We start from the raw sequence: 20346 nt of genomic DNA, 5'->3' as shown, positions 1-20346 counted from the left end.
TTAAAAAGCTGTAACCTTTCAATGGCGTGATTGTGATGAGACGGCATTTGGCCTAGGTTCGCCGCCATGAACGCGGGCGGTTCGCCCGCCAGCCAAAAGGTTGCCGCCTTGTTTCATTCGTTCTTTCCCAAGCCAAAGTTGTTCTTCACGTCGCTGATCGTGTGGACGCTCGTCTGCATCTTTCTCTGGTATGGCTTCGTTGCCGATTGGGGAGCCTCTATCGGCTACGCTCCGATCCCGGAGGACCAGATGCCGATCGATCTGCGTTTCTTTCTGACGCCGGACAATCGCTTCTTCTATGCCTATTTCTTCGTCTGCACGGTGCTTTTCGGCGGTGTCTGGAACTACATCGCCCGGGATCATCCCTGGATTGACTGGTCCATCTGGGGCTCCGCTTTGATCCTCTTCTGCACCTATTTCGGCGTGCAGGTGTATGTTGCCATCAACAACTGGCGCCGTCCTTTCGGCGATCTCTTGCAGAATGCATTGACGGGAAAGCCGGGCGTTACCGTCTGGGATTTCTACTCGCTGCAGCTGATCTTCTGCCAGATCGTCTTCCTCAGCATGTTCGTGTCGATCCTCACGGATTTCTTCGTCAGCCATTACGTGTTCCGCTGGCGCACCGCGATGAACGACTACTACATGTCTCAGTGGGAGCGTGTTCGACACATTGAAGGCGCCTCGCAGCGTGTGCAGGAAGATACGATGCGCTTTGCCAACATTCTCGAAGGACTAGGCGTCAGCCTTATCAATTCGGTGATGACGCTGATCGCCTTTCTCCCCATCCTGTTTGCCCTGTCGAGCTATGTAACGGAACTGCCGGTCATCGGGCCGATTGCGCATTCGCTGTTCTGGCTTGCCATTGGTTGGTCGGCATTTGGAACGCTGTTGCTGGCCTTTGCCGGCATCAAGCTTCCGGGCCTGCATTTCCGCAATCAGCGGGTTGAGGCAGCGTACCGCAAGGAGCTTGTCTACGGTGAGGATCACGCCGATCGCGCTCAGCCGATCACCGTTGTGGAATTGTTTTCCAATGTGCGCCGAAATTACTTTCGTATGTACTGGCACTACCTGTATTTCAACGTCGCGCGCTATTTCTACATTCAGGCCGACGCCCTGTTCGTCACCTTCATGCTGGTGCCGACCATCGTTGCGGGCAAGATCACCTACGGTATCTACCAGCAGATCGCCACAGCCTTCGGGCAGGTATCCAACTCGTTCCAATATCTCGTCAATTCCTGGACGACGATCATCGAGCTCTTGTCCATCCACAAGCGCCTGAAGGCATTCGAAGCTGCCATCGACAATTTGCCGCTGCCGGACATCGATCAGCGATATCTGAAAGGTCAGAACGAGGAAGAGGTCAATCCTGCTCAGCCCTGACCAAGGCGTTCGACGAGACGATCAAAAGGCGGAGGGATCCGCCTTTTTTCGTGCCTCGATCAAAGGCAGGGCCTGCGCATAGCTGACGCAGGCGACGTCCGCCTTCCGGCAGGTTTCGGTCAGAAAGGTTTCGAGCGCGCGCCAGTAGGCGCCTCCGTTCATCTCCACGAAGTGGAAGCCGAGTTGCAGGGGGATGCGGGCGCCGTCGTACTGGGCGGCGAAGGCATCGCGGTAGGCCTTCAGCGTTCGTTGTTCGAACGTGGCGCTGTCCTTGCGGTTTTCGACGCCCATCGAGTGGCGGACGAAGAGGTTGTAATCCATGCCGATGACGCGGCGGCCGGTCGGGCCTTCGGGGATCAGCGGCAGGCCGAAGCGCTGGACGCCATCCTCGATGATGGGCCAGGCCGGTCCCTTGGTCACGAGGCTGGCGTCGTAGGACAGGCCCGCCTTTCGCTCGGCCGGAACGAGCCCTGTGCTGGTCGAGAGGTACGGAGCGCGAAATCCTTTGATGCCGTCGATCATGCCGCGCCAGCCGTCCGGCTCTTCGGCTCCGATGCCACCGGCTTTCCAGCCATTGTCGAGCGCCGCATCGAAGGCGGTGAACTCGGCGCTCCAGTCTTTTTCGCTCCAGTCCTTGCCGTCAAAATGACCGCAGCCATGGCTGCCGATGTCATGGCCATCCTGATGCGCCTGCCAGATGTGACGCACGCGCGTTGCGATCTCGTCGCGGTTCTGGGCGTAGCCGACATTCGACGCCCCGACCTTGTGTCCGCTCGCCCGATAGGAACGGCCACCTTCGGCCTTGGTCATCAGGAAAGTGCAGGAGAGGAAATAGGTGAAATGCGCGCCGACCTTCGGCCCCATGGCAAGGCTTCGCTCCCAGAGGCGATTGTCGTGGGCACCGTCGAACGAGATGATGACGAGTTGCTGGAATGCCGAGGGTGTCTTTGCGGCAGGTGCTGGCTGGGCGGTTTGCGTCGCCGGTCTCGGTGGGTCCGCTTGCACCGCCGACGGCGCCAGCGTCACTGAAGGCAGGAGGAGAATGGCGGCCAAGGGTGCGGCGGATCTGTGCATGCGGAACCTGACGTGATGCGCCTGCTGCGGGCAATGGCGATCTGGGCGAGATCTCGGCCTGAAGCAGAGGGATGTGGAACACGGCGAAACCGTAGGGGATACGGGTCGGCGCTCGCCCATGCGACAGGAATGCGGCGATCCTTTGAAGCGATGACAGCCAAAAGCCCTAGGATGCGGAAAAACCGCATGAATGTGCCTTTGGGGGCATATGGGTGCGGTATATCAGAAAAGCTTTGCAGATGCCCGGATTTGCTTCATAAATCTTTGTTAACCCTTTCGGGTGCGGTCTACGGGCGGCTGGAGCTGTTTGGCGACAGCATGACAAGATGATGGGTACAGGCATGGGACTTCTGGTTTTCGGTGTCGTTGTTCTCCTCGGCGTGCATCTGCTGCGCGTGGTGGCTCCCGCTTTCCGCACGGCGCTGATAACCCGGTTGGGCAAGCCGACCTTCATGGTGCTCTACGGCCTCGTCAGTCTTGTGGGCCTCTGTCTTGTGGTGGTGGGCTTCGGGCAGGCGCGGGCGGTTACCGGGTTGCTCTATGCGCCACCGGTGTTCCTCAAGCACATCGCTTTGCTGCTCATGTTGCCCGCCTTCATCTGTCTCGCCGCGGGGTGTCTCCCGGCCGGCCGGATCGCCGTAAAGACACGGGCTCCCCTGGTGCTGGCCATCAAGATCTGGGCGCTGGCGCATCTGCTTGCGAACGGCGAGACGGCATCCGTTCTGCTGTTCGGCACTTTCCTTGCCTGGGGCGTCATCGTGCGAATTTCTCTGAAGCGCCGCGAACGGGCCGGCGAGGAGGTGCTCCCGGTTTTTCGCTCGCCGCGCTTCGACGTGATGGCGATTGCCCTCGGCCTTCTTGCTTACGCCCTCTTCGTGCTGAAGCTGCACGAGCTCCTGATCGGCGTCTCGCCGATCGCGATGTCGTGAGAGGATTTTTGCGGCTATGTAGGGCGGCGGCATGCTCACATTGCCGCGATTTCGCCTTGCCCCCTTACAATATGCGCGAAATAGGCTAGAAGCGCGGCTTTGACAGAAATGGCAGAGAAGGCCGGTCCGCCGGAACCCGAATGGCGCATCAGAACGACAGTTTCATCCGCGAGGTCAATGACGAGCTTCGCTCCGAGCAGGTCAAGGCGGTCTGGCTCCGCTTCGGCGGCATTCTTGCCATGCTCGCGATTCTCATCGTTATCGGCACGATCGGCAAGGTCGCTTATGACTACTGGCACGAAACGTCCGCTTCGGCATCAGGCGATGAGTTTCTGGCAGCCCTGACGCTGGCCAAGGACAACAAGACCGACGAGGCGCTCGCGGCATTCGACAGACTGGAGGCTGACGGTTACGGCGCCTATCCGGTTCTGGCGCAGATGCGCGCGGCGACGCTGAAGGCCCAGAAGGGCGATACCGCTGCCGCCGTCACAGCTTTCACCGAAATTTCGAAGAACGATGCGATCGTGCAGCCGATGCGGGACGCAGCGCGGATCCGTGCCGCCTATCTGCTCGTCGATACGGGCACCTATGCACAGGTTGCGGCGGAAGCCGAGCAGCTGGCGGTGGATGGCAATGGCCTGCGCAGCTCCGCGCGCGAAGCGCTGGGTCTTGCCGCCTACAAAGCCGGGGACAAGGCCAAGGCAAAAGAATGGTTCCAGCAGATCGTAGACGACAACCAGGCGCCTCGCGGCCTTGCAAACCGGGCGCGCATGCTTCTGGACGTCATGGCGTCCACGCAGTGAGCCGAACCCCGTGCCGCTACCTCTTGTAGGGCGCGCGGGGATGAAACAAGAGGTCGCGCCGCCTATCGCCCGTCATGACGACGAGCGGCGCTGCGACCGGGACAGCGGCGTGAACGCCGCGACAGGATTTGAGATGAACTTCACCGTCGCCATCGTCGGCCGGCCCAATGTCGGCAAGTCCACGCTCTTCAACCGCCTTGTCGGCAAGAAGCTGGCGCTGGTCGATGACACGCCGGGCGTTACGCGTGACCGCCGGCCGGGCGACGCGAAGCTTGTCGATCTCCGCTTCACCATCATCGACACTGCCGGCCTCGAGCAGTCCGGCCCCGAGACCTTGCAGGGTCGCATGTGGGCGCAGACGGAGGCCGCGATCGACGAGGCCGACATAACGTTGTTCGTGGTCGATGCCAAAGCAGGCCTGACGCCGGCCGACCAGACGCTGGCCGACCTCTTGCGCCGGCGCGGCAAGCCGGTCGTGCTCGTCGCCAACAAGTCGGAAGCCAAGGGCTCCGATGGCGGGTTCTACGATGCCTTCACGCTCGGCCTTGGCGATCCCTGCCCGATTTCGGCCGAGCACGGGCAGGGCATGATCGATCTGCGCGATGCTATCGTCGAGGCGATCGGCGAGGAGCGGGCCTTCCCGCCGACCGTGGACGAAGCCGAGACGAATATCGACCTGCGCAAGACGGCGGAAGAGGGCGACGACGACGAGGAGCCGGTCTATGACGAGACCAAGCCGCTACGTGTCGCCATCATCGGACGACCGAATGCCGGCAAGTCGACGCTGATCAATCGCTTTCTCGGAGAGGATCGGCTTCTGACCGGTCCGGAAGCCGGCATCACGCGCGATTCCATCTCGGTGGAGTGGGACTGGCGCGGCCGCACGATCAAGATGTTCGACACGGCCGGCATGCGCAAGAAGGCGCGTGTGCAGGAGAAGCTGGAAAAGCTCTCCGTCGCCGACAGCCTGCGCTCCATCCGCTTCGCCGAATCCGTCGTCATCGTCTTCGATGCGACGATCCCGTTTGAAAAACAGGACCTACAGCTGGTCGATCTCGTGATCCGCGAGGGTCGCGCAGCCGTGCTCGCGTTCAACAAGTGGGACCTTGTCGAGGATCCGCAGGCACTACTGACCGATCTTCGTGAGAAGACCGAGCGGCTGTTGCCGCAGGCGCGCGGCATCCGGGCCGTGCCGATGTCCGGGCAGACCGGATATGGGCTCGACAAGCTGATGCAGTCGATCATCGACACGGACAAGGTCTGGAACCGCCGCATTTCCACGGCGCGCCTCAACAAGTGGCTCGATGCGCAGCAGACGCAGCATCCGCCACCGGCCGTTTCGGGCCGTCGCCTGAAGCTGAAATATATGACGCAGGTCAAGGCCCGCCCGCCGGGCTTCATGATTTCCTGCACGCGGCCGGACTCTGTGCCGGAAAGCTATATCCGCTATCTGACCAACGGCCTGCGCACCGACTTCCAGCTACCCGGCGTGCCGATCCGCATTCACCTGCGGGCGTCCGACAATCCGTTCGAAGGCAAAAAGCGCCGCTGAGCAGCGCTCCACCGCGTTGCAGCAGGAACGTGTTGTGATGCGGGACTTTCCCACGTCACCGTCCAATGTGACTTTTCATGCGAATACGCTTGTCGCGAGGTTCATGCCTGCGGCAGATGCTCGACAGGCACGAGCGCGCCGTGATGGGCGATGACGGCGGCGGCGACGCGGGATGCGAAGGCTGCGGCTTCGGCCGGCGCAGCGCCCGCCAGCACTTTCGCCAGAAACGCACCGTTGAAGCTGTCGCCGGCGCTTGTCGTATCGACCACGGTCTCCACCTTCGGCGGCGATATGCGCGCGACATCGTTCGCTCCATCGGAGAGAAGCGCGTCTCCACCGCCATTCTTGACGAGCACTATCTCGGCGCCCCACTGCCGATACCGCGCGATCGTGGCCTCGGGGTCGGCGTCGCCGAAATGCACCTGCTCGTCATCGAAGCTCGGCAGCAGAACGGAGGATGCACGCGCCCCGGCCTCGACGACGGCGCGTAAGCTTGCCGCATCTTCCCACAGCCGTGGGCGGATATTGGGGTCGAAGACGACGCGCTTGCCCGCAGCCTTTGCGCGCCGCAGTTCGAGGATGAGCGTCTCGCGTGCTTCAGGTGAAAGGATGGCCAGCGTTATGCCGGAGAAGACGATGGTATCCGCCTTCTCGATGGCACGGCGCAGATGCGCGGCGTCGTCGGCAAGCTTTCGCGCGGCAGACGCCGAACGCCAGTAGGAGAAGCTGCGTTCCCCATCCTTGAGGTGGATCATGTAGAGGCCGGGGGCGGCACCCTCGATCTGCCGGATATCCTCGGTGAGGATGGACTTGCCTTCTATGAAGGCGAGCATTTCCTGTGACAGGAGGTCCGTCCCGACGGCGCTGAGATAGGCGACATCGTGATCGGCAGGGAGATAAGTCCGGGCATAGTAAGCGGCGTTCAGGGTGTCGCCGGCGAAGCCCTTTCGGAGCAATCCGCTGCCGGCATCGCCAAGTTCAACCATGCATTCGCCGATCGCCAGAAGCCGTGCCATTGCTTTTCTCCTCTTCGCTTTGCCGGATAAAGCCTGTGCGTGACGATGGCAAGGCAACGCATTTCTTCGGGAAGCGTATATTAGCGGTGCGTTCGTCGGGGCGGCCTCTGAAAGGCGCTCTCGCGTCATTGCCTCCCGGGTGAGTGGTCGTTAAACATCGACTGTCCCCATCGTTCAGAAGGAATCGTCCATGGCCTCTTCCTCGAAGACCAACCCGGACTGGTGGCGTGGCGCGGTGATCTATCAGGTCTATCCGCGCTCGTTTCAGGATACGAACGGAGACGGTATCGGGGACCTCACGGGCATCACCGACCGGCTGCCGCATATTGCGAGCCTCGGCGTCGATGCCATCTGGCTCTCTCCCTTCTTCACCTCTCCCATGGCGGATATGGGCTACGACGTCTCGGATTACTGCGATGTCGATCCGATGTTCGGAACGCTGGCCGATTTCGATGTGATGCTCGCAGAGGCGCATCGCTTGGGCCTCAAGATCATCATCGATCAGGTCATCTCGCACACATCCGACCAGCATCCCTGGTTCAAGGAAAGCCGGACGAGCCGCAACAATGCGCGCGCCGACTGGTATGTCTGGGCGGATGCCAAGCCCGACGGAACGGCGCCGAACAACTGGCTGTCGATCTTCGGCGGGCCGGCCTGGGAATGGGATGGTGTGCGCCGCCAGTACTATCTGCACAATTTCCTCGGCTCGCAGCCAGACCTGAACTTCCACAACCCGCAGGTTCAGGAAGCCGTGCTCGACACGGTCCGTTTCTGGCTGGAGCGCGGCGTGGACGGCTTTCGGCTGGATACGGTCAACTACTACTTTCATGACAAGGAATTGCGCGACAACCCGCCGCTCGGGCATGGAGATGACGGGCCGGGGCTCGATGCACCCGACGTCAATCCCTATGGCATGCAAAGCCATCTCTATGACAAGACGCAGCCGGAGAATATCGGCTTCCTCAAGCGTTTCAGGGCGCTGCTGGAGGAGTACGACGATCGCACCGCCGTTGGCGAGGTCGGCGATGGCGGGCGCTCGCTGAAGACGCTGGCGGCCTATGTCAGCGACGGCGACAAGCTGCACATGTGCTATACGTTCGATCTCCTGGGTCCGGACTTCACGGCGAGCCATATCAAGCACTGCGTCTCGTCGTTTCAGGAATCGGTGACGGATGGCTGGGTCTGCTGGGCGTTTTCCAACCATGACGTCCAGCGGCACGTGTCGCGTTTCATTCAGAACGAGAGCGAACGGGAGCGGATCGGCAAGCTGGCCATCTCCGTGCTTGCAACGCTACGCGGCTCCATCTGCCTCTATCAGGGCGAGGAACTGGCATTGCCGGAAGCCGAACTCGAACTGCACGAGCTTCGCGACCCTTACGGCATTCGCTTCTGGCCGGCCTTCAAAGGCCGCGATGGATGCCGCACGCCGATGCCGTGGGAAAGCGCGGGCCAGAGCGGCGGCTTCTCGACGGGGCAGCCGTGGCTGCCGGTGCCGGACGTGCACAAAGCTATTGCCGTCGATGTGCAGGATGCAGCCCCAGACTCGGTGCTCGCGCACTATCGGGCAACGCTTGCCTTCCGTAAGGCTCACCCTGAGCTCTTCGACGGAGGAATGACCTTCCTCGATACGAACCAGGACATTCTGATTTTCACCCGCGAGAAGGGCGGCGAGAAACTGCTCTTCGTCTTCAACCTCCGCCGGGGCCCGCAGACCGTGACGTTGCCGAAGGGCATGACCATCGCCGCGGCGCTGCCCTTGCCGGGGTTCGACACAGCGCGCGTCGAGAAGGGCGAGATCGTTCTGGAGGCGCTGGATGCGTTTTGCGGGCGGGTTTCAGGCTAGAAGTTTGTCGTACTCGGCATGCGAGCCGATCCAGAACCAGACAAGGTCTTCGCCGTTTCTGACGGCGAGGGCTCGCCAAGACGATCCGACCCGAACGGACCAGAACCGCCCTGCCTGTTTCAGATGAAGGGAAGGATGGAGAGGATCGTCCTTCAGGATATCGAAATTGCGATCGGCTACCTTTCTCACATGCGCAGGAAGCGCATTGTAGCATTTCCAGAACGCGGCGGTCGCGTGATGCTTCAAAGGCGTTGTGCTCGTCCCGCGAAAAGCTCCGACAGGGCTTCATCCGCAAGCGTATCAAGCTTTCCAGATGTCGCATCCGTTTCGAAGCGCTCGTCCCAGCGCTTTGCCTGCAGGTCTTCGAACCAGCGTGTGAACTCTGCCAGTTCTTCGGCTGATAGTTCGATTACGGATTTTTCGATATGTTCGAGGCGGCTCATCACAGTCTCCGATTTTGCACGCAGATTAGGACACGCGTCTGTTGCTGCCAAGGTCGTCCTTCACCCGATCAGCATGAACCGATCCACATCCACCAGTCCCCTGTCTGAAATCTTGAGATGCGGGATGACAGGGAGAGGGAGGAAGGCGAGCTGGAGGAAGGGTTCCTGGAGGGTGGCACCCAAAGCGAACGCGGCCTGTCGGAGGTCGTGGAGGGTGTCACGAACGCTTTCATAGGGTTCGAGGCTCATGAGGCCTGCCACGGGCAGAGAGATCTCGCCGGTCACGACGCCGTCTTCCACCACCACGAAACCGCCTTTGATCTCGCCGAGGCGGTTGGCGGCAAGCGCCATGTCGTCGGGATCGACGCCGACGACGCAGATATTGTGGCTGTCGTGCCCGACCGTCGAGGCGATGGCACCCTTCCGAAGGCCGAAGCCTTGAACGAAGCCGTTGGCGTGGTTGCCGTTCACGCCATGGCGTTCGATGACGGCGGCCTTGATGATATCCCGCCCCAGATCGACGCCCGTCTGGTTGCCGTCGGCCGGTAGCTGGAACCGGCGATGTTCGGTGATGATCTTGCCCGGAAGCACGCCGATAACAGAGCTTTCGCCTTCGGTATAGGGCACCGCGAAGGCGGCCGCGTTGATGTGCCCGGCCTTGACGCTGTCGAGCCCGACAGGTGCAACAGCGCCCCGGCTCGCAAAGAGAGCATCGGTCACGCGGCGACCGCCGGAAAACACCATCTGCGCCTTGCAGTTCTCGAGGCTGTCCACCACCACGAGATCGGCGCGCCAGCCTGGCGCGACCAGTCCGCGGTCGCGCAGGCCAAAGGCGCGGGCGGCAGAGATGGACGCGGCGCGATAGACGACGAGCGGTTCGACGCCGTGGGCGATGGCCTCGCGGATCATGTAGTCGAGATGCCCTTCCTCCGCGATATCGAGCGGATTTCGGTCGTCGGTGCAGAGTGCGAGGAAAGGCGACAGCCGCTCGGTCAGGATAGGCATCAGGGCATGGAGGTCTTTCGACACCGAGCCTTCGCGCACGAGGATGTGCATGCCCTTGCGGATCTTTTCCAGCGCTTCGTCCGCCGTCGTGCACTCGTGATCTGTGCGGATGCCGGCTGCGAGATAGCCGTTGAGGTCGAGACCGCGCAGCAGCGGCGCATGGCCATCGATATGACCGTCCTGGAACGCTTCGAGCTTGGCGAGGCAGATGGGGTCCTTATGAATGACGCCCGGGAAGTTCATGAACTCGGCAAGGCCGATGACCTTTTCATGGTTTCGATAGGGCAGCAGGGCTTCGATCGGCAGATTGGCGCCGGAGGTTTCCAGATGGGTCGCGGGTACGCAGCTCGACAGCTGCACGCGAATATCCATGATCGTTTCACGGGCGCTGTCGAGGAAGAATGCGATGCCCTCCGTGCCGAGCACGTTGGCAATTTCGTGAGGATCGCAGATCGCCGTCGTCACGCCGTAGGGCAGCACGCATCGATCAAACTCGTGCGGTGTCACCAGCGAGGATTCGATGTGCAGATGCGTATCGATGAAGCCGGGAACGACGATGCGGCCGGAAATGTCGATCTCCTCTACGCCTTCATAGCTACCGCAGGTGCCGACGATTCGGTCTCCACAAAGGGCGATGTCGGATTCGATGCATTCGCCGGACACGAGATCGAAGAAACGGCCGTTCTTGAGGACGATGTCGGCGGCGACGCGGCCCGTGCCCTGGTCGATACGGTCGGAGAGGGAGGCGGACATGGGAACTCCGTTTCTGGCATGTGACAAGCGGCACGACGAGCGAGCGAGGTCTGGCGTCGAGCCTCATCATAGAGGGCAGAGCCGGCAGGGGAAGGGCAGTTGGTAAAATGACCTGTCCGGTTGGCGCGAAGGGTTATCGCGGTCGCGGTGGTCAGATGTAGAGCGCGGCCATCTTCCGCCAGGACTGGCCGCGATGGGCTCGACCGTCCCATATGTGGAGCTGGTGGCTTACGTTCTTCTCACGCAGCACCTGGCTCAGATGCCGATTGTTGTCGAGAAAGGGATCGGCATTGCCTACGGTCAGGACGATATCGACGGACCTTAGGCGATCAATCCGCCAGTCCTGCGAGAGGCCGGGGAGAAAATGGGTCGGCGTGTGGAAATAGACCTCATCGTCGTAATATCCGTCAAGAAGGTTCGTGAAGCTCTCGATCTCCAGCGTGAGGTCGTAGCGGCCGGAAAAGGCGACGAGCTTGGAGAAGAGGTGAGGGTGGCGAAAGACGAGGCTCGCCGCCTGGTAGGCGCCGAGGCTGCAACCCTGCACGATGGTGGCTCCGTCCGGGTTCTTGTGCGCCATCAGCGGCAGCACTTCGTTGAGGACATATTCTTCCAATGCCCTGTGGCGGCGGATGCGGTCGGCGGGGTGACGGCTGGGGTCGTAGAAGGTCTCTCGCGCGAGACCCTCGATGCAGAAGAGCTGCAGGTGACCGGCATGAACCTTGTCTGCCAGCGCATCGACCAGCCCGAGCTTCTCGTATTCCCAGAACCGACCTTCGCGTGTCGGGAACATCAGCACCTTGGCGCCGGCATGCCCGAACACCAGCAACTCCATGTCCCGATGGAGCCGTGGACTGTACCAGCGCAGATATTCGCGATTCATGGTGTCCCGAAGAGGTTCCCGACTTTTGCCATGAGCGCAGATACCTGCGCTGCCTGACCAGGATAATCGAAATGCCCGGCATCCAGTATGAAGATTTCGTTACAGTCCTCGATCGGCAAAGCATTTGCGACAGAGAACTGACAGGGCGGCGCCACCGCGGGATCGAAGCGTGCGACGGCGCAGAGGATGGGCACGGTGATGCGGGTGGCAGCGGTCGCAGCATCGAAGAGCCTCAGCGTTTCCTGCACCTCGGGGTGGCTGTGCCCATAGACCTGCACGGCACGGGCGCTGCCGACGGTTGGCAGCGTCAGCCAGAGCGGCCGGTTGCCGAAGGTGGGAACCACGAGATGGCCCCTGTCGATGCGGTCGTCGTACGGGATGGCCAATGCGCCGATACCGCCACCGAGGCTGATGCCGCTGTAGCCGACATGGCCTTTCGTGCCAGGGAAAAGCGTGTTCAGCACGGTCACAGCAACCCACACGTCTTCGACGCAACCGCCGATGATGTAACGGTCCGGCTTGTCGATATCGTGCAGCACGTGCCAGTCGGGATCGGTCGAGATGGGCGCCCGCGAGCTGCGCGAAAGGCCGCGAAAGCACAGAAAAAGGATCGCTGTATCATCGACCGGCAGGTCAAGATCCGGCCTGTCGCGCCCGCCATAGCCATGGCCGACGACGAGCCCGCGACGCACATTGCCGTGGTGCGGGACGAGAAGCCACCCGCCGATGCGGAAGCCATCCGTCGAGGTGTAGGAGAGATCGTGGATGAGCCACTTTGGATGCTGCGTCGGAGAGCGCGTCAGGCTGGGGCTCGGCTCGATGGCAAGCGCCCGATTGTAACGCGCCTGCCAGAAAGCGTCGAAACCTTCCACCTCCCGCGGGGGGCGGATCGCGCGGAGATCGGCCAGCCCCAGACCGTAGGTCGGGTCGAAATCATAAGGGTGGCGCTTGGGTATGCTCATGGTCGGCAGCCTTATGCTCAGGGAACGGACGACCGCACGCTGCGCGCGGTTCGCCCGTCTGCCGATGCGGCATTATCGGAATCGAGCATGGAGGTCCATCTTCCCGCAACTGATCCGTGCAGCGGGATGATGGCCCGGCCGGATCAGATGCCGGTTTCGAGGACCTGTCGGATTCCCGCGACCAGTTCGTCGATCTGGGCTTCGGTGATGATCAGCGGCGGAGAGAGGGCGATCGTGTCGCCGGTGGTGCGGATCAGAAGGCCATTCTCATAGGCCTTGAGGAACGCGGAGAAGGCACGCTTCGTCGGTTCCCCGGCGATCGGCGCGAGCTCGATCGCACCGATGAGACCGATGTTGCGGATGTCGATGACATGCGGGCAGTCCCGGAGCGAGTGCAACGCATTCTCCCAATAGGGCGCGAGCGTGGCCGCGCGGGTCAGAAGACCTTCGTCGCGGTAGGTGTCGAGCGTTGCGATGGCAGCCGCCGAGGCGATCGGGTTGCCGGAGTAGGTGTAGCCGTGGAAGAACTCGATCATGTGTTCGGGACCCTGCATGAACGCGTCGTGGATCTCCGACGTCACGAAGACGGCGCCCATGGGAATGACGCCGTTGGTGAGGCCCTTCGCCGTCACGATCATATCCGGCATCACATCGAAATACTGTGCTGCAAAGGGTGTCCCCAGACGACCGTATCCGGTGATAACCTCATCGAAGATCAACAGGATGCCATGCTTGGTGCAGATCTCGCGCAGTTTCTGCAGATAGCCCTTCGGCGGGATGAGCACGCCCGTCGAGCCTGCCACGGGCTCAACGATGACGGCAGCGATGGTCGAGGCATCGTGCAGCGTAACGATGCGCTCCAGTTCGGAGGCGATGTCGCCGCCATGCTCGGGCTCGCCCTTGGTGAAGGCGTTCTTGTCCGGCATGTGCGTGTGCGGCATGTGATCGACACCGCTCAGCAGCGTGCCGAACATCTTGCGGTTGGAGACGATGCCACCGACGGAGATGCCACCGAAATTGACGCCGTGATAGCCGCGCTCGCGGCCGATGAGCCGCGAACGGGCGCCATCGCCCTTTACGCGGTGGTAGGCCAGCGCGACCTTGAGAGCGGTATCGACAGATTCAGATCCGGAGTTCGTATAGAGCACATGATTGAAGCCTTCTGGCGCGATATCCACAAGGCGGTTGGCCAGTTCGAAGGCCTTGGGGTGGCCGAGCTGGAAAGCAGGGGCGTAATCCAGTTCGCCGGCCTGTTCGCGGATCGCCTCGGTGATCAGCGGGCGGCAATGGCCGGCATTGACACACCACAGGCCGGCTGTGCCATCGAGAACGGTGCGCCCGTCATGCGTCTTGTAGTGCATGTCCTTCGCCGAGACGAACATGCGCGGTTCCTTCTTGAACTGCCGGTTCGAGGTGAAGGGCATCCAGAAGGCACGCAGGTCGTTAGGGGTGGCGTTCAAGCGGTTCGACATGACGGTCTCCATGGCCGGAATGGCCATTTGGCGTTTGAGCTGATCGGCGAATTTTATCCGATGGTCAAACTATCAGCGGACCTGAGGGCGTCAAGGCATGGCGCAGACAGTGACGTGAACGAGGCAAACACTACGTGCCGACATATACACAGAAGCCCGTCCTCTAAAGGGTGAGTCAGCATCTTGTTACGTAAATTTCCTCAACGTGCCGGGGAGGGCGATGAAATCCGGAATTCGGCTTTTAAGGTAAGTAAAGTCTAACTTTTCGGGTGGTTGTGAAAAGAAAAAAGGCCAGGAACCTCCCTGATTCCTGGCCCCTATTTTCAATTTTGACTCATCCCGGCGAGAGCAGGTTTGAGGGTCGTGCGTTGATACCTGCCCGTGTCAGACCATTGCTAATCGCGGCTTTTACCGGCGACAGCAGCTATCATGGCATCTCAGGCAGACCGGCGGCGCGGCTGTGCTTCTTCCTTTGCGTCTGCTGCTCCGTAGATCTCGGACAACATTGAAAGGACCTTCAAAACGGATTCGGACGAAGACGAGTAGTAGATCGTCTGTGCGTCGCGGCGTGTCGTAACGAGGCTCTGTGCCCGAAGCTTCGACAGATGCTGCGAAAGCGCAGACTGACTAAGTCCGACCTGAGCGGCAAGCGCTCCAACGGCCATTTCGCCTTTGACCAGTTCGTTCAGGATCAGCAGCCGCTTCGGATTGGCCATAGCCGAAAGAAAATCCGCAGCGACCTCGGCTTTTTCATGCTGGTGGGGAGGGATCGTTTCCATGCCATACTCCATGCGACGTCTTGGCCCCACCCATTTGGTGCGGCTAGAATGAGACAATTAGGCATGACGCATAAAGGGAACAACAGGGCTATGCGAGATTTAGGGGTACTTTAGCAGAGTTAACGGTAAAGTTTGACGAACATTGCATGGAGTTCTGCGGCGTTTTCAACCTGTCGGGGAAAGACGACCCTGCGAAATGCGTCTCCCAGTGCAAGATCGACTCCCTCTGAGTCGATGCCAGTCACTTGCCAGGCTGGAGTAACAGGCTCGGGATCGTCCGCTATCAGATGTTTGACAGCATCTGCGTTGCTTCTGAGTTCGTCAAGAAGAAGACGTTCTGCTGTTGCAATTTCTTCGAGCGCCGATGACGTGATCAAAAGATCGTTTCCGGCCAGTGCGTAAGCCCGGCCGAAGCCTGCATTGAAGCTTGCGCGCATGGGTGCGAGGTGGAAGAACAGGAAATCGGGAAGGTCGATATAGAGCTGAGCCTTGGGATGCCGTCGAAGGAAGCGCGCCCGCATGAGCGGATATCGCGGGTCCGTCTGCGTCACCGGTTCCCCCTCGCACTGCACCGTGATTCTCGGATGCGCGAGGGGATCGCCCTTGCCCATGCGCCCTGCCAGCAGCGAACACCTGGTATCGGTAAGCAGCGCCTGCGTATGTGTCGCCAACCGCGAGGCGAGAATGACGGGCGCGCCATCGAGATCGAACCCGAGGAGGACGCGGCTGACGAAGGGGAAGCCATCGCTGCCCGGTTCGACGACGGCCATGGCTGCACTGCGCTGTTCACGCAGGACGAGGCGGGCAAGCTTCCGCGCCTCATCGTCCGTCTCCCGCAACACCTTCGGTTTGTCTGTCATCTCAGGCCTTCCTGACGTCTCGAAGCTTCATCGTTGACGAAACGATTCCGCGGTGAGACTACAGGGCAAAGCCGTGTTGTGAAGTCATCATGGGCAGACATATGCGTGGCGTCGTCAGGGGCGGGTTCGGTGCCGCGTCAGCCCCTCGATCACATCCTGTGCATCGATCGTGCCGATGACGGCACCGTTTTCGACGACGCCGATCGCCCCCGGCTGCCGCGTCATGGCGTCGAGAATGTCGATCAGCGGCGTGTCGGGCGCGGCCGTGGCGCTGACGCCACCGGGCGAGGGACGCTGGTTAAGGCCGCGCTGCATGACATCTGTCGCGGTCAGCATGGTGATCGGGTTCATATGCTGAACGAAATCGGCCACATACTGATTGGCTGGGTTCTTCACGATCTCCTGCGGCGTTCCGCACTGGATAATACGTCCGCCCTCCATGATGGCGATGCGATTGCCGATCCGGAAGGCCTCATCCAGATCATGGCTCACGAAGAGAATGGTCTTCTTCAGTCGGCGCTGGAACTCGAGAAGCTCGTCCTGCAGTCGTGTGCGGATGAGCGGATCGAGTGCGGAAAACGGCTCGTCCATCAAAAGAATCGGCGCGCCGGTCGCAAAGGCGCGGGCGAGGCCGACGCGCTGCTGCATGCCTCCCGAGAGCTCCTGTACCTTGCGCCCGGCCCATTGCGTAAGGTTCACCAGCTCCAGTTGCTCGCCGACGCGGCGTCGACGTTCGGCGTCGGGTACCCCGGCCAACTCGAGCCCGAAGCCGACATTGTCCTCGACCGTGCGCCACGGCAGAAGAGCGAACTGCTGGAACACCATGGACACGGTGTGCATGCGAAAGTCGCGCAAGGCCTTTGACGTCGCGCGATAGGGGTCGATCGTGCCGTTGCCCGTCTTCACGCTGACATTGCCGCGCACGACAGGAGCCAGGCCGTTGACGGCTCGCAGGAGCGTTGACTTGCCGGAGCCCGACAGCCCCATCAACACGAGGATTTCGCCTTCGCGCACGGAAAGCGACGCGCCGGCCACGCCGAGGACGAGACCCGTGGCATCGCCGATCTCGTCGCGGGTCTTTCCGGCGTCTACCATCTGCAAGGCCCGCTCGGGGCGATCGCCGAAGACGATGTCGACATTTCCGAAGATCACGGCATCGCTCATGCGCCTTCTCCTTCATCCGAGGAGCGGAAGAGACGATCGAGAATGATCGCGAGGATGACGATACAGAGACCGGCTTCGAAGCCCTTGGCGACGTTGACCGTGTTGAGTGCCCGCAGCACGGGAACGCCGAGGCCGTTGGCCCCGACGAGAGCCGAGATGACCACCATGGACAGCGAGAGCATGATCGTCTGCGTGAGACCCGCCATGATCTGCGGGGTCGCGAAGGGCAGTTCGATCTTGCGCAGGACCTGTGATGGCGTGGCGCCGAAAGACACCGCCGCCTCCGTGAGCGCTGGCGGCGTCGAGATGATGCCGAGGCGGGTGAGGCGGATCGGTGCGGGAATGGCGAAGATCACCGTCGCGATGAGGCCGGGAACCATTCCGAGGCCGAAAAGGATCAGTGCCGGAATGAGATAGACGAAGGTCGGAATGGTCTGCATCAGGTCGAGCACGGGGCGCATGAAAGCGTAGACCCAGGCGCGGCGGGCGGCGGCGATGCCCAGGGGAATACCGATGGCCATGGACACGACGCTTGCGGCCAGAACGAGGGCCAGCGTTTCGGTCGTCTCCTTCCAGTACCCCTGGTTGATGATGAGCAGCAGTCCGAGGCCCGTGAAGAGTGTAATGCCGATCGAGCGGCGCAGCCACCCGGCGAGCACGGTGACGAGGCCGACGACGACGAGGGGGTGGGGATATTGCAGAACGAAGAGAATGGCCGAGACGACGCCCGACAGGAAGCTTGAGAGCTGGTCGAAGAACAGGCTGAAATTGGTCGTCAGCCATTCGACGAAGGCCTTCGCGCCCTGGCCGATAGGAACGCGGTGTCCTGTCAGAAAATCCATGCGGGATCCTCTCCTGAAAGAGTGGCGGATGATACGACATCGATCGTTTTGACATCATGGACCGCGGACGCGCGGATCGCAAAGGCCGGATCGAAAAAAGGCGGATCTGAGAGAAACGGGGCTTGGATAAGCCCGGATGCCAGCGTGGAAAAGGCGGGGTTTCCCCCGCCTTCCGGTGTCTGGATCAGAGGCCGAGCGCCGCCTTGACGGCTGGCAGACCGTCCTTGCCATCCAGCGTCGTCACGCCGGCGAGCCAGGGTTCGATCGCGGTCGGGTTGGCCTTCAGCCATTCCTTCGCCGCCGTATCGGGTTCTTCACCGTCGTTCAGGATCTTGCCCATGATATGGTTTTCCATATCGAGGGTGAATTTGACGTTGGAGATCAGTTTGCCGATGTTCGGGCATTCCGCAACGTAGCCGGCGCGCGTGTTGGTATAGACGGTCGCGCCGCCGAAGTTGGGGCCGAAGCTCGAGTCGCCGCCCGTCAGGTATGTCATCTCGAACGTCGAATTCATCGGGTGGGGAGCCCAGCCGAGCCAGACGACCGGCTTGTCGTCCTTCTGGGCGCGAGCGACCTGCGACAGCATGCCCTGTTCCGAGCTCTCGACGACCTCGAGGCCGCCCATGCCCATCTCGTTCTTCTCGATCAGCGTCATGACGAGACGGTTGCCGTCATTGCCCGGCTCGATGCCGTAGATCTTTCCGCCGAGCTCGTCCTTGTGCTTGGCGATGTCGGAGAAGTCCTTGATGCCGAGGGCTGCGCCCTTGGCGTTGGTGGCGAGCGTGTATTTTGCGCCTTCGAGGTTCGCGCCGAGCGATTCGACGGTCTTATCATCCAGATAGGGCTTCACGTCCTTTTCCTGCGCCGGCATCCAGTTGCCGAGGAAGACGTCGATGTCCTTGTTCTTCAGCGACTGGTAGGTGACGGGAACCGAGAGGACCTTGATGTCGGGCGTGTAGCCGAGACCTTCAACGATGGCGGCAACGGTTGCGGTCGTCGCCGTGATGTCTGTCCAGCCGACATCGGAAAAACGGACGGTGGCACAGCTTGCCGGGTCAGCGGCTAGGGCGGTTCCGGCGCTCAGCGCGCTCAGAGAAACGGCGGCGGAGAGCGTGAGCAGACGGGTGAAACTTCTGGTCATTGGTTTTTTGTTCCCCTGTTATGACGTCAGAAAGAGCAGCGGATCCTCGGCCTGTCGGATCCGGTGGTGCGATGAGTGTATTGCGCTTGCGAACTCACACGGCCCGTAATGCGACAGTGAATGTCGCAATGGCGCATTCCATGACCGCGATCGAATTTTGTGGACCGTCGATCCTGAGCGCAATGTCGGACCGGCATGAGGACGGTCGCGCGTTCACGAGCGTCAACATAAGGCATCGCCTCCGCGAGGCATAGGTGCAAGGGGCAAGAATGATCGAAGCCAAGCGTCCAAACAGTGCTCTGGCCAAATGACGCTTGGTAAGGCATGAAGCCGCCGGCCGGGCGCCGCGTGGCGCCCCTACAGCGATGTGTCTTGAAAACCCGAAAGGATCGTCGGCATGGCGAAGCTCTATTTCCACTACGCCACGATGAACGCCGGGAAATCGACCCTGCTGCTCCAATCCTCCTACAATTACGAAGAGCGCGGCATGCGGACGGTGGTGCTAATCGCTGCCTTCGACGACCGCGCAGGTGAGGGACGCGTCTCCTCCCGCATAGGCCTGTCGTCGAATGCCATCGCGTTCAACGTTGCGGACGACCTCTATGCACTGGTCAAGGACGCGATATCGCAGACGGATGCAGCTTGCGTGTTCGTTGACGAGGCGCAGTTTCTCAGCGAGGTGCAGGTCTGGCAGCTTGCCCGTGTGGCCGACCGGCTCGGCATTCCGGTGATGGCCTACGGTCTGCGCACCGACTTTCGTGGTCAGCTGTTTCCCGGTTCCGCCACGCTTCTTGCGATCGCGGACGAACTGCGCGAAGTGCGGACCATCTGCCATTGCGGCCGCAAGGCGACCATGGTGGTGCGTCTCGACGGGCAGGGCCGCGTGATGCATGAAGGTGCTCAGGTGGAGATCGGCGGCAACGAGAAATACGTCTCCTACTGCCGCCGGCACTGGGACGACCGGATGCATGAAGCATAAGCTGCGTTTTCACCTCGTTCTCGGGAGCACGACATGCGCATCGGTTTTTCCCTCTGTCTTCTGCTCGCCTTCCTTGCGGTAACGGGTGCGGCGCGTGCCGGAGATGCCCCGGTTGGAGATATCGCCGCGGGCGAGCGCGTCTTTCGCAAATGCGGCGCCTGCCACATGGCAACCGGGCCTGAGAATCGCGTCGGCCCCAGCCTGCAAGGCGTCGTCGGCCGGCCGGTCGCGCATGTGGAAAGCTACGGCTATTCGGCTGCGATGAAAGCATTCGGCAGTGACGGCAAGACGTGGGACGAGGCGCGTCTCGGGAGGTATCTGCTGGCGCCGCGCGCCATGGTTCCCGGTACGCGCATGAGCTTTGCCGGCCTGAAGACCGACAAGGACATCGCCGACGTGATCGCTTATCTGAAAAGCACGGCCGCGCAATAAAGCGCCAGGCATGATGAAGCCGGTTGTGGCGGATGGC

At 61.4% G+C, this 20346-nt stretch carries 20 protein-coding genes; 7 read left to right on the top strand and 13 right to left on the bottom strand.

Going from position 1 to position 20346, the window contains the following annotated elements:
• Positions 1 to 108: 108 nt before the first annotated feature.
• Positions 109 to 1380, top strand: a complete 1272-nt coding sequence (sbmA, locus tag BSG19_RS03505; RefSeq protein ID WP_092985569.1) for a peptide antibiotic transporter SbmA — start codon at positions 109 to 111, stop codon at positions 1378 to 1380.
• A gap of 21 nt (positions 1381 to 1401) precedes the next feature.
• On the opposite strand, the gene BSG19_RS03500 is transcribed toward sbmA, so the two are convergent.
• Positions 1402 to 2454 (bottom strand): polysaccharide deacetylase family protein, encoded by a 1053-nt coding sequence (locus tag BSG19_RS03500; RefSeq protein ID WP_092984863.1) that lies wholly within the window; start codon positions 2452 to 2454, stop codon positions 1402 to 1404.
• Positions 2455 to 2795: 341 nt separating this feature from the next.
• Here BSG19_RS03500 and BSG19_RS03495 point away from each other — a divergent pair, with 341 nt between their 5' ends.
• From BSG19_RS03495 to der, 3 genes are all read left to right on the top strand, one after another.
• Positions 2796 to 3383, top strand: a complete 588-nt coding sequence (locus tag BSG19_RS03495; RefSeq protein ID WP_092985567.1) for an NnrU family protein — start codon at positions 2796 to 2798, stop codon at positions 3381 to 3383.
• Between the two features lie 140 nt (positions 3384 to 3523).
• Positions 3524 to 4186 carry a tetratricopeptide repeat protein gene (locus BSG19_RS03490; RefSeq protein ID WP_092984861.1) on the top strand — a complete coding sequence of 221 codons (663 nt, stop codon included), beginning with the start codon at positions 3524 to 3526 and terminating at the stop codon, positions 4184 to 4186.
• 133 nt (positions 4187 to 4319) lie between these two features.
• Positions 4320 to 5738, top strand: coding sequence for a ribosome biogenesis GTPase Der (gene der, locus BSG19_RS03485; RefSeq protein WP_092985565.1), 1419 nt, complete (start codon positions 4320 to 4322; stop codon positions 5736 to 5738).
• Positions 5739 to 5839: 101 nt separating this feature from the next.
• Here der and BSG19_RS03480 read toward each other — a convergent pair whose 3' ends face one another.
• Positions 5840 to 6754 carry a sugar kinase gene (locus BSG19_RS03480; RefSeq protein WP_092984859.1) on the bottom strand — a complete coding sequence of 305 codons (915 nt, stop codon included), beginning with the start codon at positions 6752 to 6754 and terminating at the stop codon, positions 5840 to 5842.
• 190 nt (positions 6755 to 6944) lie between these two features.
• Between BSG19_RS03480 and BSG19_RS03475 the strand changes: the two genes are divergently transcribed.
• Positions 6945 to 8597 (top strand): beta-galactosidase BglA, encoded by a 1653-nt coding sequence (locus BSG19_RS03475; protein WP_092984857.1) that lies wholly within the window; start codon positions 6945 to 6947, stop codon positions 8595 to 8597.
• On the opposite strand, the gene BSG19_RS26315 is transcribed toward BSG19_RS03475, so the two are convergent.
• From BSG19_RS26315 to BSG19_RS03420, 11 genes are all read right to left on the bottom strand, one after another.
• On the bottom strand, positions 8589 to 8843 hold the full coding sequence (locus BSG19_RS26315; RefSeq protein WP_092984855.1) for a ParE family toxin-like protein: 255 nt from the start codon (positions 8841 to 8843) through the stop codon (positions 8589 to 8591). The genes BSG19_RS03475 and BSG19_RS26315 overlap by 9 nt on opposite strands.
• Positions 8840 to 9040: a hypothetical protein gene (locus tag BSG19_RS03465; protein ID WP_092984853.1), complete on the bottom strand. Its 201-nt coding sequence runs from the start codon at positions 9038 to 9040 to the stop codon at positions 8840 to 8842. The genes BSG19_RS26315 and BSG19_RS03465 overlap by 4 nt, the downstream gene beginning before the upstream one ends.
• 60 nt (positions 9041 to 9100) lie before the next feature.
• Positions 9101 to 10798 (bottom strand): adenine deaminase, encoded by a 1698-nt coding sequence (ade, locus tag BSG19_RS03460; RefSeq protein ID WP_092984851.1) that lies wholly within the window; start codon positions 10796 to 10798, stop codon positions 9101 to 9103.
• A gap of 151 nt (positions 10799 to 10949) precedes the next feature.
• A complete protein-coding gene (locus BSG19_RS03455) occupies positions 10950 to 11678 on the bottom strand; it encodes an esterase family protein (RefSeq protein ID WP_092984849.1) in 729 nt (242 codons plus the stop codon).
• Positions 11675 to 12640: an acetylxylan esterase gene (locus BSG19_RS03450; RefSeq protein WP_092984847.1), complete on the bottom strand. Its 966-nt coding sequence runs from the start codon at positions 12638 to 12640 to the stop codon at positions 11675 to 11677. The genes BSG19_RS03455 and BSG19_RS03450 overlap by 4 nt, the downstream gene beginning before the upstream one ends.
• Positions 12641 to 12783: 143 nt before the next feature.
• Positions 12784 to 14112 carry an omega-aminotransferase AptA gene (locus BSG19_RS03445; RefSeq protein WP_092985563.1) on the bottom strand — a complete coding sequence of 443 codons (1329 nt, stop codon included), beginning with the start codon at positions 14110 to 14112 and terminating at the stop codon, positions 12784 to 12786.
• 437 nt (positions 14113 to 14549) lie between these two features.
• Positions 14550 to 14891, bottom strand: coding sequence for an ArsR/SmtB family transcription factor (locus BSG19_RS03440; RefSeq protein ID WP_092934751.1), 342 nt, complete (start codon positions 14889 to 14891; stop codon positions 14550 to 14552).
• 119 nt (positions 14892 to 15010) lie between these two features.
• Positions 15011 to 15751: a HugZ family pyridoxamine 5'-phosphate oxidase gene (locus BSG19_RS03435; RefSeq protein WP_092984845.1), complete on the bottom strand. Its 741-nt coding sequence runs from the start codon at positions 15749 to 15751 to the stop codon at positions 15011 to 15013.
• Between the two features lie 114 nt (positions 15752 to 15865).
• Complete coding sequence (gene choV, locus BSG19_RS03430; RefSeq protein ID WP_092984843.1) at positions 15866 to 16915, bottom strand: choline ABC transporter ATP-binding protein; 1050 nt, start codon at positions 16913 to 16915, stop codon at positions 15866 to 15868.
• Entirely contained in the window at positions 16912 to 17757 is an 846-nt protein-coding gene (choW, locus tag BSG19_RS03425; RefSeq protein ID WP_092984841.1) for a choline ABC transporter permease subunit, read from the bottom strand. Before choW ends, choV begins: the two co-directional genes overlap by 4 nt.
• A 184-nt stretch (positions 17758 to 17941) precedes the next feature.
• Positions 17942 to 18898, bottom strand: a complete 957-nt coding sequence (locus BSG19_RS03420; protein ID WP_092984837.1) for a choline ABC transporter substrate-binding protein — start codon at positions 18896 to 18898, stop codon at positions 17942 to 17944.
• A gap of 397 nt (positions 18899 to 19295) precedes the next feature.
• On the opposite strand from BSG19_RS03420, the gene BSG19_RS03415 reads away from it, so the two are divergent.
• Both BSG19_RS03415 and BSG19_RS03410 read left to right on the top strand, forming a co-directional pair.
• Positions 19296 to 19877, top strand: a complete 582-nt coding sequence (locus tag BSG19_RS03415) for a thymidine kinase (RefSeq protein ID WP_092984835.1) — start codon at positions 19296 to 19298, stop codon at positions 19875 to 19877.
• A gap of 33 nt (positions 19878 to 19910) precedes the next feature.
• Positions 19911 to 20309, top strand: a complete 399-nt coding sequence (locus tag BSG19_RS03410; RefSeq protein ID WP_092984833.1) for a c-type cytochrome — start codon at positions 19911 to 19913, stop codon at positions 20307 to 20309.
• Positions 20310 to 20346 lie beyond the last annotated feature (37 nt).

The organism is Rhizobium sp. NFR03 (assembly GCF_900111275.1).
Lineage (GTDB): Bacteria > Pseudomonadota > Alphaproteobacteria > Rhizobiales > Rhizobiaceae > Ferranicluibacter.
The sequence above is the reverse complement of the archived record's forward strand: the minus strand, read 5'-3'. Positions and strand labels throughout refer to the sequence as shown.